The 16,694-nt window shown below is 65.2% G+C and carries 18 protein-coding genes; 11 read left to right on the top strand and 7 right to left on the bottom strand.

The window, feature by feature from the left end; genetic code table 11:
• Positions 1-157: 157 nt before the first annotated feature.
• Positions 158-1,282 carry an aminodeoxychorismate synthase component I gene (locus ACH13J_RS08555; RefSeq protein WP_397542911.1) on the top strand — a complete coding sequence of 375 codons (1,125 nt, stop codon included), beginning with the start codon at positions 158-160 and terminating at the stop codon, positions 1,280-1,282.
• Positions 1,237-1,875 carry an aminotransferase class IV family protein gene (locus tag ACH13J_RS08550; protein WP_397542910.1) on the top strand — a complete coding sequence of 213 codons (639 nt, stop codon included), beginning with the start codon at positions 1,237-1,239 and terminating at the stop codon, positions 1,873-1,875. Before ACH13J_RS08555 ends, ACH13J_RS08550 begins: the two co-directional genes overlap by 46 nt.
• A gap of 13 nt (positions 1,876-1,888) precedes the next feature.
• On the opposite strand, the gene ACH13J_RS08545 is transcribed toward ACH13J_RS08550, so the two are convergent.
• Positions 1,889-3,121 carry a class I SAM-dependent methyltransferase gene (locus ACH13J_RS08545; protein ID WP_397542909.1) on the bottom strand — a complete coding sequence of 411 codons (1,233 nt, stop codon included), beginning with the start codon at positions 3,119-3,121 and terminating at the stop codon, positions 1,889-1,891.
• 249 nt (positions 3,122-3,370) lie between these two features.
• Between ACH13J_RS08545 and aspS the strand changes: the two genes are divergently transcribed.
• The 3 genes from aspS to ACH13J_RS08530 are packed head-to-tail and all read left to right on the top strand — an operon-like array spanning position 3,371 to position 5,909.
• A complete protein-coding gene (aspS, locus tag ACH13J_RS08540) occupies positions 3,371-5,146 on the top strand; it encodes an aspartate--tRNA ligase (protein WP_397542908.1) in 1,776 nt (591 codons plus the stop codon).
• Between the two features lie 7 nt (positions 5,147-5,153).
• Positions 5,154-5,591: a BglII/BstYI family type II restriction endonuclease gene (locus tag ACH13J_RS08535; RefSeq protein WP_397542907.1), complete on the top strand. Its 438-nt coding sequence runs from the start codon at positions 5,154-5,156 to the stop codon at positions 5,589-5,591.
• Between the two features lie 6 nt (positions 5,592-5,597).
• Positions 5,598-5,909: a hypothetical protein gene (locus ACH13J_RS08530; RefSeq protein ID WP_397542906.1), complete on the top strand. Its 312-nt coding sequence runs from the start codon at positions 5,598-5,600 to the stop codon at positions 5,907-5,909.
• Here the strand turns inward: ACH13J_RS08530 and ACH13J_RS08525 are convergent.
• Entirely contained in the window at positions 5,882-6,514 is a 633-nt protein-coding gene (locus ACH13J_RS08525) for an MT-A70 family methyltransferase (RefSeq protein ID WP_397542949.1), read from the bottom strand. The two genes, ACH13J_RS08530 and ACH13J_RS08525, sit on opposite strands and share 28 nt — an antisense overlap.
• A gap of 218 nt (positions 6,515-6,732) precedes the next feature.
• On the opposite strand from ACH13J_RS08525, the gene ACH13J_RS08520 reads away from it, so the two are divergent.
• The 3 genes from ACH13J_RS08520 (at position 6,733) to ACH13J_RS08510 (ending at position 10,165) form a co-directional block, all read left to right on the top strand.
• The gene (locus tag ACH13J_RS08520; protein ID WP_397542905.1) at positions 6,733-8,118 is read left to right on the top strand and encodes a DUF1800 family protein; all 1,386 of its coding nucleotides are present in this window, start codon (positions 6,733-6,735) and stop codon (positions 8,116-8,118) included.
• A gap of 14 nt (positions 8,119-8,132) precedes the next feature.
• A complete protein-coding gene (locus ACH13J_RS08515; RefSeq protein WP_397542904.1) occupies positions 8,133-9,377 on the top strand; it encodes a DUF1501 domain-containing protein in 1,245 nt (414 codons plus the stop codon).
• Positions 9,378-9,520: 143 nt separating this feature from the next.
• Positions 9,521-10,165: a GNAT family N-acetyltransferase gene (locus tag ACH13J_RS08510; RefSeq protein ID WP_397542903.1), complete on the top strand. Its 645-nt coding sequence runs from the start codon at positions 9,521-9,523 to the stop codon at positions 10,163-10,165.
• Between the two features lie 15 nt (positions 10,166-10,180).
• Here ACH13J_RS08510 and ACH13J_RS08505 read toward each other — a convergent pair whose 3' ends face one another.
• Positions 10,181-10,897, bottom strand: a complete 717-nt coding sequence (locus ACH13J_RS08505; protein ID WP_397542902.1) for a response regulator — start codon at positions 10,895-10,897, stop codon at positions 10,181-10,183.
• Between the two features lie 145 nt (positions 10,898-11,042).
• On the opposite strand from ACH13J_RS08505, the gene mce reads away from it, so the two are divergent.
• Entirely contained in the window at positions 11,043-11,447 is a 405-nt protein-coding gene (mce, locus tag ACH13J_RS08500) for a methylmalonyl-CoA epimerase (RefSeq protein WP_397542901.1), read from the top strand.
• On the top strand, positions 11,447-11,734 hold the full coding sequence (locus ACH13J_RS08495) for a DUF1467 family protein (RefSeq protein WP_397542900.1): 288 nt from the start codon (positions 11,447-11,449) through the stop codon (positions 11,732-11,734). The genes mce and ACH13J_RS08495 overlap by 1 nt, the downstream gene beginning before the upstream one ends.
• A 6-nt stretch (positions 11,735-11,740) precedes the next feature.
• On the opposite strand, the gene ACH13J_RS08490 is transcribed toward ACH13J_RS08495, so the two are convergent.
• A complete protein-coding gene (locus ACH13J_RS08490; protein WP_397542899.1) occupies positions 11,741-12,199 on the bottom strand; it encodes an Lrp/AsnC ligand binding domain-containing protein in 459 nt (152 codons plus the stop codon).
• Positions 12,200-12,319: 120 nt separating this feature from the next.
• Between ACH13J_RS08490 and ACH13J_RS08485 the strand changes: the two genes are divergently transcribed.
• Positions 12,320-12,523 carry a DUF6356 family protein gene (locus tag ACH13J_RS08485; RefSeq protein WP_397542898.1) on the top strand — a complete coding sequence of 68 codons (204 nt, stop codon included), beginning with the start codon at positions 12,320-12,322 and terminating at the stop codon, positions 12,521-12,523.
• A gap of 19 nt (positions 12,524-12,542) precedes the next feature.
• On the opposite strand, the gene ACH13J_RS08480 is transcribed toward ACH13J_RS08485, so the two are convergent.
• The 3 genes from ACH13J_RS08480 to ACH13J_RS08470 all read right to left on the bottom strand — a co-directional run bounded on the left by ACH13J_RS08480 (position 12,543) and on the right by ACH13J_RS08470 (position 16,608).
• On the bottom strand, positions 12,543-12,878 hold the full coding sequence (locus tag ACH13J_RS08480; protein WP_397542897.1) for an SMR family transporter: 336 nt from the start codon (positions 12,876-12,878) through the stop codon (positions 12,543-12,545).
• Between the two features lie 113 nt (positions 12,879-12,991).
• A complete protein-coding gene (locus ACH13J_RS08475; RefSeq protein ID WP_397542896.1) occupies positions 12,992-14,206 on the bottom strand; it encodes an NADP-dependent isocitrate dehydrogenase in 1,215 nt (404 codons plus the stop codon).
• Positions 14,207-14,403: 197 nt separating this feature from the next.
• A complete protein-coding gene (locus ACH13J_RS08470; RefSeq protein ID WP_397542895.1) occupies positions 14,404-16,608 on the bottom strand; it encodes an NADP-dependent isocitrate dehydrogenase in 2,205 nt (734 codons plus the stop codon).
• Positions 16,609-16,694 lie beyond the last annotated feature (86 nt).

Below are 16,694 nucleotides of genomic sequence, written 5' to 3'. Positions count from 1 at the left end.
GCTCCCTGGAGCAGCGCAAAATCCCGGCGGTTATATCCGTCACGCAAGGCTGTGCAAGGGGGATCGCAAACCCCGGCGAAAACGGCGTTTTTGAGGGTGTCAGCCGGGAACGGAGGAATTAGGTAGGACGCGGGTGTATGTGAAGGAGATGCCGCGCGTGAAGATTCGTTTCGACCAGGGACCGAAGCTGAAGCCCTGCCGGTTCGAGGGGGCAAGGCATCTGATCGTGGCAGACTCGCCACGGGAAGTGCCCGGCGCGCTGGAGGCGCTCACGCGGGCGCAGGCGGACGGCGCATGGCTCGCGGGTTACGCCAGCTACGAGCTGGGCTATGCGCTGGAGCCGCACCTTGCGCCGTTGCAGCCGCCGGGCCGGCGTCTGCCGCTGCTTTGTTTCGGGGTCTATGACGGGCCGATGGAGGTCGCCCCCGTAAAGGACGGGCCGGCGGCGCTCAGCGGGTTCCACCCGCGCTGGAGCGAAGGCACGTATGCGCGCGTTTTCGGCGAGGTCCATGATTTCATCGGCGCGGGCGACATATACCAGGCGAACCTGACGTTCCCCGTCGACATGGCCGCCGAGGGCACGCCGGACGCCCTCTATGCCGCGCTGGCCCATGCGCAGCCCGTGCGCCACGGCGCACTTGTGCAGGGCACGGGCGGTCCGGACATCCTGTCCCGCTCGCCCGAGCTTTTTTTCCGCACCGACGCGGCGGGGCGCATCGAAACCCGCCCGATGAAAGGCACCCAGCCCCGGGGCGACGACCCGGCCGAGGATGCGCGCCGCTGCGCCCATCTGGCGCAGGACGAAAAGAACCGTGCCGAGAATCTGATGATCGTGGATCTGCTGCGCAACGATATCTCGCGCATCTGCGCGCCGGGCAGCGTGCGCGTGCCGGAGCTCTTCAGTATCGAGAGCTACGAGACCGTGCACCAGATGACGTCGCTCGTCACCGGGGAATTGCGCCCGGACGCCGGGCTTGGAGAGATATTCCACGCGCTGTTCCCGTGCGGGTCCATTACCGGCGCGCCCAAGCTGCGGGCGATGGAAATCCTTTCCGCCCTGGAGGCTGGACCGCGCGATATCTATTGCGGCACCATCGGCTGGGCCGCACCGGACGGCCGGGCGGAATTCAGCGTGGCCATCCGCACGCTGATGGTCGAGCACGGGCAGGCCGTTTTGGGCGTGGGCGGCGGCGTGGTGCATGACAGCACCGCTGCCGCGGAGTACGAAGAGGCCCTATGGAAAACACGCTTCGCCCGCCGGCTGATCCCGGCTTTCGCCTGATCGAAACCTGTCTCTGGACACCCGGCGCGGGCGTCCATTTGCGCGACCGCCACCTGGCCCGCCTGCACCGCAGCGCCGTCGCGCTCGGCATCACGCCGCACGCGCCCGGGGCATGGCTCGACGCGGTGCGCGGAACGGGGCCGCTCCGGCTGCGATTGACCGTCGCGCCCGATGGCGCGGTCACGCTCAAGACGGTTCCGTTCACGCCGTTGCCGGATGGCACGGTCTGGCGGCTCGGTCTTGCGTCCGAGAGATTGGCGTCCGGCGACCCGTGGCGACGTCACAAAACGACAGAGCGCGCCGTCTATGACCGCGCGCGGCAGTCGATGCCGGCAAATGTCGACGAGGTTCTTTTCGTCAACGAGCGCGGGGAACTGTGCGAGGGAACGATCACCAACCTTTTCGTGGATTTCGGGCATGGCATGGTTACGCCGCCTGTCGCCTGTGGCGTGCTGCCCGGCGTTCTGCGCGAGGACCTGCTCGCGCGTGGAATGGCGCGGGAGGAAATCTTGACGCCCGCGCATCTGCGCGCGGCGCGCGCGCTCTACGTGGGCAATGCGCTGCGCGGCCTGATTCCGGCAACCATGGCCTGAACTCCGGGGGTGTTCACTCGGCGGCGTGGCGCATCGGCTTGGTCCCGTCGCCCCGGTAGAGGTAGTCACGCGTCAGCGGCACGGCGTCCTGCTCCTTGGTGAGCTGGAACTGGAAAACCACCTGGTAATTGTAGCGAAAGGTGAGCTCGCAGGCGATCAGGTAATAGCGCCACATGCGGCAGAACCGGTCATCGTAAAGCGCGCGTGCCTTGTCGATGTTGGCCATGAAACGGTCGTGCCAGTGTTGCAGCGTCTGCGCGTAGTGCAGGCGCCACACCTCGATATCCGTGGCGAACAGGTGCTGCCGCTCCACGGGGGCGATCGCCTCGGACAAGGCGGGCACGTAGCCGCCGGGGAAGATGTACTTGAGGATCCACGGGCTCGTGGTGCCGGGCGGGTCCGACCGCCCGATCGTGTGGATGAGCGCGATCCCGTCATGCCTGAGCAGGTTGCGGACGTTGCGGAAATATTCCTCGTAATGCGGCACGCCGACATGCTCGAACATGCCCACGGAAACGATCCGGTCGAACTGGCCCGTAACGTCGCGGTAGTCCATCAACTCGAACTTGCAACGGTCCGCGAGGCCGGCGTCCTCTGCCCGCTGGTTGGCGATGGCGTGCTGCTCCTGCGACAGGGTCACGCCCAGCACTTCGGCGCCGTAGTCGCGCGCAAGGGTCAGCCCCATCCCGCCCCAGCCGCAGCCGATATCGAGCACCCGCATGCCCGGCTCGATCAGCAGCTTTCCTGCAATGTGGTGCTTCTTGGCCTCCTGCGCCTCGTCGAGGGTCATCTCGGGGTCGCGGAAATACGCGCAGGAATACTGCCGGTCCTTGTCTAGGAAAAGGTCGTAAAGTTCGCGCGAGAGATCGTAATGATGCGCCACGTTCGCCCGGGCGCGGCTGGCGGGGTTGAACTGCTGCAGGTACCGCATGGCGTGCCGGCCCCAGTTGAGCGGACGACGGAACCATGGATCGCCCTGCTGGGCAATGTTGCGGATGGCCAGCGTGAGGAACCCGTAGAGGTCGTCATTCTCGATCGTGAGGCGCGCATCCATGTAGGCTTCGCCCACGGCCATGTCGGGCGACAGTATGATCTTGCGCGGCAGGTTCGCATCGTGGAGCGTGACATGGACGGGGTCGCCGGAGCCGTCACCGTAACTGCAGGTGCTGCCGTCGGCGAACGTCACGCGCAAATCGCCCTCGCGCATCAAGTGGCTCAGGAAGCCGTCGAAAACCTTGTTCCACATGTTTCACCCCGTCAGTCTGCGCGTCCCCACAACGCCTCTGCACGATGATGCACAACTTGCCGTCGTTATCGATTATGGGGGCAACCTGCCTGTTACTACCCAGTTTTGCTTAATTTTCCGGGCCTGTAAACGGTTTTGAGGCGCTGGCAGCGCGGGCGGCGCCCCGCCGCCCCTTGACTTTGCTGTCCCGCGCATGTGTATCGGCGCGGATCGTGGCCACGCCCCGAAACCGCCCCGCGAGAGGACCCCATGCACGCATATCGCAGCCATACCTGCGCAGATCTCACGAAATCGAATGTGGGCGAGACCGTCCGCCTGTCCGGCTGGGTGCATCGCATCCGCGACCACGGCGGTGTGCTCTTCGTCGACTTGCGCGACCACTACGGCGTCACGCAGGTGCTGTGCGACCCCGACAGCCCCGTCTTCGACGCGGTGGACCGGGTGCGCAGCGAATGGTGCATCCGCATCGACGGCGAGGTGAAGGCGCGCGATGACAGCCTCATCAACCCCAAGCTGCCCACCGGCGAAATCGAGGTGTATATCCGCGACATCGAGGTGCTCGGCGCGTCGAACGAGTTGCCGCTGATGGTCTTCGGGGACCAGGAATACCCCGAGGAAACGCGCCTGCGCTACCGCTATCTCGACCTGCGACGCGAGGCGATGCAGCGCGCCATGGCGCTGCGCTCGGACGTGGTGGCCAGTTTCCGGCGGCGCATGTGGGATATCGGTTTCCGCGAGTACCAGACGCCGATCATAACCGCATCGTCCCCCGAGGGGGCGCGCGACTTCCTCGTGCCCTCGCGCCTGCACCCGGGGAAATTCTATGCCCTGCCGCAGGCGCCGCAGCAGTTCAAGCAGCTCATCATGGTGTCGGGCTTCGACAAGTATTTCCAGATCGCGCCGTGTTTCCGCGACGAAGACCCCCGCGCCGACCGCTCGCCCACGGATTTCTACCAGCTCGACATGGAGATGTCGTTCGTCGAGCAGCAGGATATCTTCGACACCGTCCAGCCCGTGATCGAGGGCGTGTTCGAGGAATTCGGCGGCACCCGCAAGGTCGACAAGCACTGGCCGCACATCTCCTACCGCGACGCGGCGCTCTGGTACGGCACCGACAAGCCGGACCTGCGCAACCCGATCAAGATGGCCGATGTCTCGGACCATTTCCGGGGCAGCGGGTTCGCCATCTTCGCCAAGCTGCTGGAACAGGACGGCACCCAGATCAGGGCCATCCCCGCGCCGGGCGGCGGATCGCGCAAGTTCTGCGACCGGATGAACGTGTTCGCCCAGAAAGAGGGCCTGCCGGGCATGGGCTACATCTTCTGGCGCGAGGGAGAGTCGGGGATGGAGGCCGCCGGCCCGCTGGCCAAGAACATCGGCCCCGAGCGGACCGAGGCGATCCGCCGGCAGCTTGGCCTCGGTAAGGGCGACGCCGCCTTCTTCCTCGGCGGCAAGCCGCACGCCTTCGAGCATGTCGCCGCCAAGGCGCGCAACGTCATCGGCGAGGAGCTTGAGCTGACCGAGCAGGACCGTTTCGCTTTCTGCTGGGTGGTCGATTTCCCGATGTACGAGAAGGACGAGGAGACCGGCGCGGTCGATTTCTCTCACAACCCCTTCTCGATGCCGCAGGGCGGGCTGGAGGCGCTGGAGGGCGATCCGCTCGACGTGCTGGGCTGGCAGTATGACCTGTCCTGCAACGGTTACGAGATCTGCTCTGGCGCCATCCGCAACCACAGGCTCGATATCATGTTCCGTGCCTTCGAGAAGGCGGGCTATGACGAGGACGAGGTTCGCAAGCGTTTCGGCGGCCTCGTCAACGCGTTCCAGTACGGTGCGCCCCCGCATGGCGGCTGCGCGGCGGGGATCGACCGGATCGTGATGCTGCTGGCGGGCACCTCGAACATCCGCGAGGTCATCATGTTCCCGATGAACCAGCGGGCCGAGGACCTGATGATGAACGCGCCCTCAGACCCCACGTCGGACCAGTTGATGGAACTCGGGCTGCGGCTCCTGCCGCGGGAGTGACGTAGCCATGTTCCACGTCCTGCATGCTGCCGGATTTGATGTCACAACGCGTAATCATGCGCAGGCGATACTGTCTGGCGACTTTGCGGATGAGACGGAAGAACTGGTGTCGTCGCTGCTCAATTTCAGCATATCCGCGCGAGAACTGATCCAAAGCGGTGGCGGCCAGGCGCAATCAACCATGCGTCTCCGTGATGCGCTCTATGAGGCAGGCTGGAAGAAACATAATTTCATCATTCGCACGATAGTGGACGGCGAGGAGCGAGAGGCGAAATCCCACGAAATCGACCATGTGCTGCACTGCGATAAAGGGACACTGGCTCTTGAAATCGAGTGGAACAACAAAGATCCGTTCTTCGACCGTGACCTCGAAAACTTTCAGCGGCTTCATGCGCAAGGCGCGATTTCTCTGGGTGTGCTGGTGACGCGCGGGGCGGCCATGTAGGCGGCGATGCGAGATATCGTCGCGAGTACGATTCGCGAAGAAGGTATTCGGGGTCCCGAGGAACTGGAGCCTTGGGGCATGAAGGAACGGACCGCTCGGCAAAAGAAAGCGCTGGACCGTCTATTGAGACGTCAGGTTCCATTCGCGGATGCTTTTGCCCAATCGTTTGTTGCCGATAAATTCGGAACTGCGACGACGCACTGGGGTAAACTGGAAGACAGGATAACGCGCGGTGTCGGCAATCCCTGTCCCTTGTTGCTGATAGGTTTACCCCTGTCCAGCGTTTCGGGTTACTCTGCCGCCACGCCCGAGTTGTAGGGATACGTTTTCCAACTCGGCTTGTAATCGGCATCCGCTTGATTGCCCCAGACTGTCCAGCCTTCCCTTATACCGCGCCCGAACAGCTCCAGATACGGCCCCCAGGAGCAGCTTTCGATTAGTTCATACTGTTCGTCGGGTTTTCGCGAATGCTCCCGCTTGCGCGTTTGCAGCATGTTCACCTGCCGGCGCCCTGGTGGCAAAGTTCGGGCATTTTTGCCACGCGTCCCGAAGAGAAGGATCTCTGTGACATTGCGGAAATAGAATCCCACGCCGCGTCCGTCCGAACCGCCGTCTTTGCGGATCTTGTGCCAGACGATGTTCGATTTGTAATCGAATCCCCAGGCTGCCATGACCTGCAAACCCTCGGGCAGAAGTGCGTTGGGCACCCAGATATAGCAGTGCGCGCGGTCCTCCAAGAAATCACGGACCGGCAACGCACAGATTTCGTCTACGGTCATCGTTGGGTACCGCGACAGGCGTTTGTGTTCTGGCGCGACCTTGCCGGTGCGGTTTGTGAACCGCCACGGCGGATCTGCCATCACCGTGCCGAAGCGGTCTTGGTCCAGGAATTCGGACAAATCTTGCGAAGGGTCTTGTGTCATATCCAGCATATAGCCCGAACCTGCTCAGGTTGTCATTGGAACATTAGTAGAACGATGTGTGTTGATCAATGCTTAATGGTGACAGGGTAGGCGGTGTTGAGCAGACATCAAAATAACCGGCGGAACGGCGCGCATGGCGTGTCGTGCGGCGTCTTTGCATGATGGAGATGAGCGTGCAGATGCTATACTGAGGCACGTGACATCCGCGAGGGCGCCCAATGCGCTTTGATTCCGAACGTGCGGCGATCCGCTTTGGCTGCGGGCTTTCGCCGACAATCGCGCCGCCGGCGTCGACGGCGGACATGCTGGCACGCCTGTCCGGCCCCGACCGCGCGGCCGAGGCGTTTCCGGTTCCCGGCTTCAAGGTCGCGGTGACCCACCGGCGAGAGATTCAGGCGCTTCGCCAAGCCTACAGGAACACGCGGGACGAGGCCGAGCGCGAGGCGCTGCAGGGGGAGCTGAGGCGCGCGGCGCGCAGCACGTTCCGGGCCGGGCTGGGATGGCTGGGCCAGACGCTGCTGCGCCGCGCGTTGACCGGGGACGGGTTCCGCGAACGGCTCGCGGCCTTCTGGACCGATCATTTCACCGCCGCCGACCCGCGCAACCTGATGCGGCATTCCTATGCCACCTACACCGAGGAGGCGATACGCCCGCATCTGGCCGGCCGCTTTTCCGACATGCTGCGCGCGGCGGTCACGCATCCCCTGATGATCAGCTACCTCGATCAGCGCCTCTCGTCGGGGCCCAACAGCCTGCGCGCACAGCGCGCCAAGAGGGGGGTGGGGCTCAACGAGAACCTGGCGCGGGAACTGCTCGAACTGCACACGTTGGGCGCGGACGGGCCGTACACCCAGGATGACGTGCGGCAGCTGGCCGAGCTGCTCACGGGTTTGACCTACAGTGACCGCCACGGGGTCCGGTTCCTTGGCGGCTGGGCCGAGCCGGGTGCCGAAACGGTTCTGGGCAGGCAATACGGGGGCGACCCGGCGCGGCTGGAGGATATTCACGAAGTGCTGGACGATCTCGCAAGGCATCCGGCAACCGCCGCCCATCTCGCCCGCAAGCTGGCGGTGCACTTCGTCTCGGACGCGCCGACGGACGCGCTCGTGGGCGACATGGCCGCGCGTTATCGAGAAACCGGCGGTGATCTCGTGGCCGTTTATGCCGTGTTGCTCGATCATCCGGATGCCTGGTCGGCACGTCCGGGCAACGTGAAGCCGCCATTGGATTTCGTCGGATCGACGCTGCGCGCGCTGGACATCGTGCCGCAACACGTGCCGTCGGGCAGCATACGCAAGATGCGCAACCTCTTTCTCGACCCGCTGGAGCTCATGGGGCAGAGCTGGGGCCGCCCGACCGGACCCGATGGCTGGCCCGAGTCCGATGCCGAGTGGATCACCCCGCAACGGCTGGCGGCGCGGCTGCAATGGGGGATGACCGCGCCGTTCCGCCTGCGTCGCGTGCTGCCCGATCCGCGCGAGTTCGTCGAAACGGCGCTCGGCGGCGTCGCCTCCGACAGCGTGCGCCGCGCGGCGCGCGGGGCGGAGACGCGGGCCGAGGGTATCGGCCTTGTTCTGGCCTCGCCGGAATTCCAGCGGATGTAACCAGGAGCACGCGCATGTCCCGAACCGATCATTCCCGCCGCCTGTTCCTGACACGCTCGGCCGCCCTGGGGTGTTCGCTGGCCGCCAGCCCGCTGATGACCCCCGTGACGATGGCAAGTGCTCCGTGGGACAACCGGCTCGTGGTCATAATCCTGCGCGGCGGGCTCGATGGGCTCGACGCGGTCCGGCCTTACGGCGCGCGGGAATTCGCGGCCTACCGGGACGGGATGGCCGGCGATGACGTGCCGGGCGAGCTGGATCTCGACGGGTTCTTCGCCCTGCACCCCGCGATGGCCCCGCTGATGCCGCTCTGGCGGGCCGGGCAGCTGGGGTTCGCGCACGCCGTCTCGACGCCCTACCGGGACAAGCGCAGTCATTTCGACGGCCAGGACATCCTCGAGGCGGGCTCGGGCGCATCCGGCCCAACCGGGCGGCGTGACGGATGGCTCAACCGCATGCTCCAGACCGTTCCGGGCACGGAATCGGAGACGGCCTATGCCATCGGACAGTCGGACATGCTGCTGACCCGCGGGGCGGCGGAGGTGGCCGACTGGTCGCCGGATGCCGCGCTGACGCTGAGCCCGCAGGCGCAACGGCTGCTTGAAATGGTGATGCATGAAGATCCCCTTTTCCGAGACGCGATGCAGGAGGCCGTTGACCTCTCGCAGGAGAGTCTCGCCTCGCTGACGGAGGACGGGCCACTCGACACCGCGGGCATGATGGACGCGATGCAGGACAGCATGCGTGCGCCGCGCCGCAAGGGCGGCGGAACCGGGGAGATCGCGCAGTTTGCGGCCGAGCGGCTGCGCGGTGACACGCGCATCGCCGCCTACTCGATCAGCGGGTTCGACACGCACGCGCGCCAGCACAGGACTCTGCCGCGTGCGCTGGGGACACTCACGGACAACATTCTGGCCTTGCGTGACGGCCTCGGCCCGGTCTGGGACAAGACTTCGATCATTGCCATGACCGAGTTCGGCCGCACCGCGCGCGCCAACGGAACCGGGGGCACCGATCACGGCACGGGTGGTGTAATGATGATGGCCGGCGGCGCGTTGCGCGGCGGGCGCATCGTCACCGACTGGCCGGGGCTGACGGAGGCGGAGCTTTACCGCCGGCGCGACCTGATGCCGACCAGAGACGTGCGCGCGCATGCCGGCTGGATCATGCATCATCTCCTCGGGCTCGACCGGCGGGTGATCGAGCAGACCGTGTTCCCCGGGCTTGACCTTGGCGTCGACCCGGGGCTGATCCTCTGACTCCGGCGCCCTTCCAACCTGGATTATCCGCGCCTATTCTCGAGGCCGGAGGTGAGGGGGCGCCATTGGACAGGAAAACGCAACGGCCTGCAGGGCGGCCCGTTCCCGGCTGGACGGTGCCGTCTTTGCCCGACGGAGTTGCCATGCAGGGCCGGTATGCGCGGCTTGAGCGGCTGGAGGCCGAGCGGCACGCGGCGCTGCTTTACCGCGCCTTCGACGGGCATGACGAACTGTGGGACTACATGCCTGACGGCCCGTTCCCCTCGGCCGCGCAGTTCCACCGCTGGATGCGCGGTGTGACCGGCAGGGGCGATGCGCTTTTCCATGCCATCGAGGATCTCGACAACGGCCAGCATGGCGGGCTTGCCGCGTTCCTGCGGATCCAGCCGGCGGCCGGCTCGATCGAGGTGGGGCATATCGTCATGTCGCCACGGTTGCAGCGGACCCGCGCCGCCACGGAGGCGATGTACCTGATGATGAAATGGGCGTTCGAGGCCGGGTATCGCCGCTATGAATGGAAATGCGATGCGCTGAACATGGCATCGCGCCGCGCGGCGCAGCGGCTGGGCTTCAGTTTCGAGGGGATTTTCCGGCAGGCGGCCGTCGTGAAGGGGCGCAATCGGGATACGGCGTGGTTCTCGGTAATCGATACCGAGTGGCCGGCGCTCGACGAGGCGTTCCGCCTGTGGCTTGCAGCGGCCAATTTCGACGGCACCGGCGTGCAGGCCGAACGGCTGAGCGATCTCACGCGGCTCGTCCGCGCGGCGAGCGACCCCGCCACGCGGTGACGCTGCCGGGCGCCGTCAGATCGCGGCCCGGCTGGCGGTGCGGGCGCGCAGGAGGCGTATGAGCCGGGTGGTCATGTCGTGCGTCAACCTGCCGACGGCACGCGATTCCGCCAGATCGGTTGCCGCGTTTTCCAATGGGCAATCGCGTGCCGCAAGCGCCACGCCGCGCAGGAACTGTGCCGCGTAGTCAAGTGTTGCGCCGTCCTGCCGGGTTTCCAGCAGGTTGGCGATATGGGCGATGTCATCGCGGTAGGCGGACCATTCGGGCGTGACGGTATCGGTGGCCACGCTGCGCGGTCCATCGGGTTTCTGATCGTCGGGCAGTGCGGCAATCACGGCCTGCTGGAAGCCGGCAAGCGTGGTCAGCGGTTTACCAAGGAACCCGTCGGCCCCCGCCGACAGCGCGGCGTCCTCGGTCCCGTCATCCCCGCTCATGCCGAGGATCACGCCGATCCGCGGCATCGCCCCGGCCAGGTCGGATATCAGTTCTGCCCCCGGCCCGTCGGGCAGCCCCATGTCGACGATGACCGCCGAGGGGCGGTAAACCTTCAGATGGCGCCGTGCCGAGGCGAGGCAATCGGCCCGGCGGATGCGCGCCCCGCTGCGCAGGCACATCAGGCGCAGCGCCTCGCAGGCAAAGCGGCTGTCCTCGACCACGAGGATGGTCATGCCGAGCAACGGGCGCGTGGCCGTGGGTGTCTTGTAGATCATGCAGTCCTTGAGATCGTCCATTGGGGGCTCCCTTCGGATGAGGTTGCCCCGCCACGCTAGGCAGGCTTGGCTAATGAAGCGTTAATCGCGGGTTGCGGCCGCCTGTCGCTTGCCTCATCGGGGCTGGGGCTCCATAACGTGGACAAGCGACACGAGAGGACAGCAGATGATCGGACGCCTGAACCATGTTGCAATCGCCGTGCCCGATCTCGAGGCAGCGGCCGAGCAGTATCGCGGCGCACTGGGCGCGACGGTGGGAGAGCCGCAGGACGAGCCGGACCACGGGGTCACCGTGGTTTTCATCGAACTGCCCAATACCAAGATCGAGCTGCTCTACCCGCTGGGCGAGGACAGCCCGATCAACGGCTTTCTCGAGAAAAACCCGGCCGGGGGTATCCACCATGTCTGTTACGAGGTCGACGACATCCTTGCCGCGCGTGATCGCCTGAAGGAAAGCGGCGCGCGGGTGCTGGGATCTGGCGAGCCCAAGATCGGCGCCCACGGCAAGCCCGTGCTCTTCCTGCATCCCAAGGATTTCCAGGGCACGCTGGTCGAACTGGAGGAAGTCTGATGTCCATCGCCTCGGCCGTCGTGCTGTTCATGGTGATCTGGTTCATGACGTTCCTTGTCGTGCTGCCCATGCGTATCCAGACGCAGGGCGAGGCAGGCGAGATCGTGCCCGGAACACATTCGGGATCGCCCGAGCGTCATAACCTTCGCAAGAAGGCATGGATCGTCACCGGCATCTCGGCCGTGCTGTGGGTGATCATCGGTGGCATCATCATCAGCGGCATGATCACCGTGCGCGACATCGATCTTTTCCACCGGATGGGGCCGGACACCGAGGAGGCCTCCTGACGAAGCTCAGAGCGGCAGCTCGGTGGTTTCCTTGATCTCTTCCATGACGAAGGACGCCGAAACGTCGGCCATGGGTAATCGACCGACCAGCCGCTGGTAGAGCCTGTCATAGTCGGCCATGTCCGCCACCCGCGCGCGCAGCAGGTAATCCAGCTCCCCCGTCATCCGGTAGACAGCCTGTATTTCCGGCATGGCCCGGGTTGCTGCGGCGAACCGCGCGAGCCAGTCGGCGTCGTGCGCGGCTGCCTTGATCTGCATGAATACGGTCAGCCCCAGCCCCAGCTTTTGCGGGTTCAGCAGCACGACCCGGCCGCGGATGATGCCGGCCGCCTCCAGTGCCTTTATCCGCCGCCAGCAGGCATTGCGCGACAGGCCGACGCGCTCTCCCAGCCGGTCCAGCGGCAGCCCGGCGTCCCGTTGAAGCTCTGACAGGATTCGCCGGTCAATTTCATCGATATCGCCCATGGAAGCAGATTATTGAGATATTGTCCCAATATCCATGTAGTTCATGGACATTTTGGGAAAAATGTTGCCGGGCAGCGCGGTAGACACTGGCCCGGAGTATTGAACCAAGAGGTCCGTGCCATGATCCGGAAAATCTTTCTCGACCATCCCCGCAGCGTGGACGAAACCTATCTCGAACATGCCGCGTTCGCGGGCATGTTCGGCGCCAGGCTGCTCGCCGCCGGCTGCTGCGCCCTCGTTCACGCGATCGTTCCGGCCGCGTTCGAGACGACCGCGAGTCGCATGATTGCAGACATGCACGCGCGTACTCGCGACAGGGGCTGACACCTGCGGGTGACAGTCCTCAGTGCGTGGCCGTGCTGGAAAAGACGTTTATCACCACGATCCCGGCGATGATCAGCGCCATGCCCAGCAAAGCCGGGATATCAACGCCCTGACGGAAGATCGCCCAGCCAAGGAAGGCCGTCAGGCAGATGCCGAGCCCCGACCAGATCGCGTAGGTGACCCCGAGCGGGAGGTATTTCAGGACGATGGTGAAAAGGTAGAAGGCGGCGCCAAAGCCCACCACGACGCCCACGGAGGGCCAGAAGCGCGTGAATTGCTGGCTTGCCTGCAGCGACATGGACCCCAGCCCCTCGAACAGGACTGCAAGCAGCAGTATGAGATACGCATTGGCCATGGCCACGCCTCCGCTTCGTTTGCCGGGCAATACCGCCCGCTGTGCCGGGTGCCGTCAAGCGCCGACCGTGATGTTGTTGCCGGAAAAACGCCCGACCGGACTGCACCGCGATGTCAGCCGGGGAGCGCCTTGCTGAGGTTTTCGTCGACTTTCTCGAGGAAGCCCATCGTTGTCAACCAGCCCTGGTCCGGCCCGACCAGCAGGGCGAGATCCTTGGTCATGTGACCGGACTCCACCGTCTCGACCACGACCTTTTCCAACGTCTCGGCAAAGATCCTCAAATCCTCGTTGCCGTCGAGCTTGGCCCGGTGCTTGAGGCCTCCCGCCCATGCAAATATCGAGGCGACCGAGTTCGTGGAGGTCTCCTTGCCCTCCTGGTGCTGGCGGTAATGGCGGGTGACCGTGCCGTGGGCGGCCTCGGCCTCCATGATCTTGCCATCCGGGGTCATCAGCTGGCTGGTCATCAGCCCGAGGCTGCCGAAGCCCTGCGCCACGGTGTCGGACTGCACGTCGCCGTCGTAGTTCTTGCAGGCCCAGACGAAACCGCCGTTCCACTTCATGGCGCAGGCCACCATGTCGTCGATCAGCCGGTGTTGGTACTCGATGCCTGCGGCTTCGAACTTGTCCCTGAACTCGGCATCGAACACCTCCTGGAAAAGCGCCATGAACTGGCCGTCATACTCCTTGAGGATGGTGTTCTTGGTCGACAGGTAGAGCGGCCAACCCATCTTGAGGGCATAGTTCATCGAGGCACGGGCGAAATCCCTGATCGAGTCGTCGAGGTTGTACATGCCCATGTAGACGCCGGAGGAGGGCGCGTCGTACACGTGCTTCTCGATCACCTCGCCATCCGCGCCCTCGAATTTCAGGCTCAGCTTGCCGGGGCCGGGGAACCTGATGTCGGTGGCGCGGTACTGGTCGCCGAAGGCATGGCGCCCGATCACGATGGGTTTGGTCCAGCCGGGGACGAGGCGGGGGACGTTGCGGCAGATGATCGGCGCCCGGAACACCACGCCGCCCAGGATGTTGCGGATCGTCCCGTTGGGGCTGCGCCACATCTTCTTGAGACCGAATTCCTCGACCCGGGCCTCGTCGGGCGTGATGGTGGCGCACTTGACGGCGACACCCACCTGCTTGGCCTTCTCGGCGGCGTCGATGGTGACCTGGTCCTCGGTGGCGTCGCGGTTCTCGATGCCGAGGTCGTAATAGAGCAGGTCGATGTCGAGATAGGGCAGGATCAGTTTCTGCTTGATGAAATCCCAGATGATCCGGGTCATCTCGTCGCCGTCCATCTCGACGATGGGGTTGTCTACCTTGATCTTGGACATGGGCGCTCTCTCGAAGGGTTGCTTTGCGTATACCAGTGTTGCGGCGGCGCGGGTAGGGCGGCCGGGGGCATCGGCCGGGTTCGCCAGCGGACCGGGGGCCAGCCCCCGGACCCCCGGAGTATTTCGGGCAAGATGAAGGGTCCGGCCCGCCCCCGCTCATGGTGTCACGGGCAGCGCCGTCGCGGTGCCCGGCTGTGTCACCCGATGATGCCGTTGAGCGTGGCGGACGGGCGCATGACGGCGGCGAGTTTCGCCGGGTCTGGGTGATAGTAGCCCCCGATATCCGCCGGCTGCCCCTGCGCCGCGGCAAGTTCGCCGGTGATCTTTGCCTCGTTCTCGGCCAGCGCCTTTGCTACCGGCGCGAATTCCCTTGCCAGCGCGGCATCGTCGTCTTGCGCCGCCAGCGCCTCGGCCCAGTACCGGGCGAACCAGTAGTGGCTGTCGCGGTTGTCTGGTTCGCCGACCTTGCGGCTGGGCGAGCGGCCGTTGTCGAGGATGCCCTGCGTGGCGGCCTCCACCGCCTCCCCGAGGACCTTGGCCCGGGCGTTCTCACGGGCCTCGGCAAGGAACTTGAAGCTTTCGCCAAGGGCGCAGAACTCTCCCAGGGAATCCCACCTCAGGTGGTTTTCCGCCTGCAGCTGCTGGACGTGCTTGGGGGCCGAACCGCCGGCGCCGGTCTCGAACAAGCCGCCGCCGTTCATGAGTTTCACGATCGACAGCATCTTGGCCGAGGTGGCCAATTCGAGGATCGGGAACAGGTCGGTGAGATAGTCGCGCAGCACGTTGCCGGTGATGGCGATGGTATTCTCGCCGCGGGTGATGGTTTCCAGCGAGGCGCGCGTGGCCTCGCGCGGGGCCATGATCTCGAAGCGATCGGCCACGTCCTTCGCCTCGAGGATCTGCTTGACATAGCTGATCAGCTCGGCGTCGTGCGCGCGGGTCTCGTCCAGCCAGAAGATCGCGCGGTAGCCGGTGGCCTTCTGCCGGTCGATGGCGAGGTTCACCCAATCCTCGATGGGCGCCTTGCGGGCCGAGGCCGAGCGCCAGATGTCACCCGGCGCGACGGCGTGTTCATGCAACACCGTCCCGTCGTCCAGCACCATCTTCACGGTACCCGCCTTGGGGATCTCGAAGGTCGTGGGATGGCTGCCGTATTCCTCGGCCTTCTGGGCCATCAGGCCGATGTTCTGCACGGTGCCGGCGGTGGCGGGGTCAAGCTTGCCGTGCTCCTTGAAGAAGCTGATCGTCTCGTCATAGACCGGCGCGTAGGAGTTGTCGGGGATCACGCAGACGGCGTCGTGCTGCTTGTCGTCGGGGCCCCACCCCTTGCCGCCGGCCTTGATCAGGGCGGGCATCGAGGCGTCGATGATGACGTCCGAGGGCACGTGCAGGTTGGTGATGCCGTTATCGCTGTCGACCATGTACATCGCCGGGCGCTCGGCGCGAACCTGCTCGATGGCGGCCATGATCTCGGGCTTGTCCTTTACCCGCTCCAGCAGGTCGCCCAGGCCGGAGCTGGGATCGACGCCCGCGGCCTTCATCTCGTCGCCGTACTTGTCAAAGACGGGCTTGAGCCACTGCTTGACCGCGTGGCCGAAGATGATCGGGTCGGATACCTTCATCATCGTGGCCTTGAGGTGCAGCGAGAACAGGACCCCTTCTTCCTTGGCCTTATCGATCTCGCGGGCAAGAAAGGCGTCGAGCTTGTCGGCACTCATGTAGGTGGCATCGACGACCGTTCCCTCGGGATAGGTGATGCCGTCCTTGAGCACCGTCTCGCCGTCGCCGGTCTCCAGCACGATCCGGGCGGTGGCCGCGCGCCCCAGCGTGGCGGACGCCTCGTTGGAGCGGAAATCCCCGCCATCCATCGAGGCGACGCGCGTCTTGCTGTCGGGCGACCAGTCGCCCATCCGGTGCGGGTTGTCCTGTGCAAATTTCTTGACGGCGGCGGCGGCGCGGCGGTCCGAGTTTCCCTCCCGCAGCACCGGGTTCACCGCCGAGCCCTTGATCGCGTCGTAGCGCGCCCGGATGTCCCGCTCTTCCTCGGTGGAGGGCTCGTATGGATAGTCCGGCACGGAATATCCCTGTTCCTGCAACTCGCGGACCGCCTCGATGAGCTGCGGAACGGAGGCGGAGATGTTGGGCAGCTTGATCACGTTCGCCCCGGGCGTCTTGACCAGCTCGCCCAGCTCGGCAAGGTCGTCGGGGATGCGCTGATCGGCGGCGAGGCGGTCGGGAAAGGCGGCCAGTATGCGGCCGGCCAGAGAGATGTCTTTCGTGCCCACAGAGACGCCGGCGGCAGACGCGAATTTCCTGATGATCGGCAGGAGCGACGCGCTGGCGAGCTCGGGCGCCTCGTCAACCTTGGTGTAGACGATGTCGGGGCTGGGGTCTTTGGCCATCGGTGGTCCCTTTCGAACAGGTTATCAAAATTGCCGTATCACTGGCTGCAAACGGGTGGTCGGCGCTGCCGCCGGTGTCCGGGTTG

This window comes from Roseovarius salis (genome assembly GCF_044472985.1).
Lineage (GTDB): Bacteria > Pseudomonadota > Alphaproteobacteria > Rhodobacterales > Rhodobacteraceae > Roseovarius > Roseovarius salis.
Note: the sequence above shows the minus strand (reverse complement) of the source record. Positions and strands in the feature narration are given on the sequence as shown.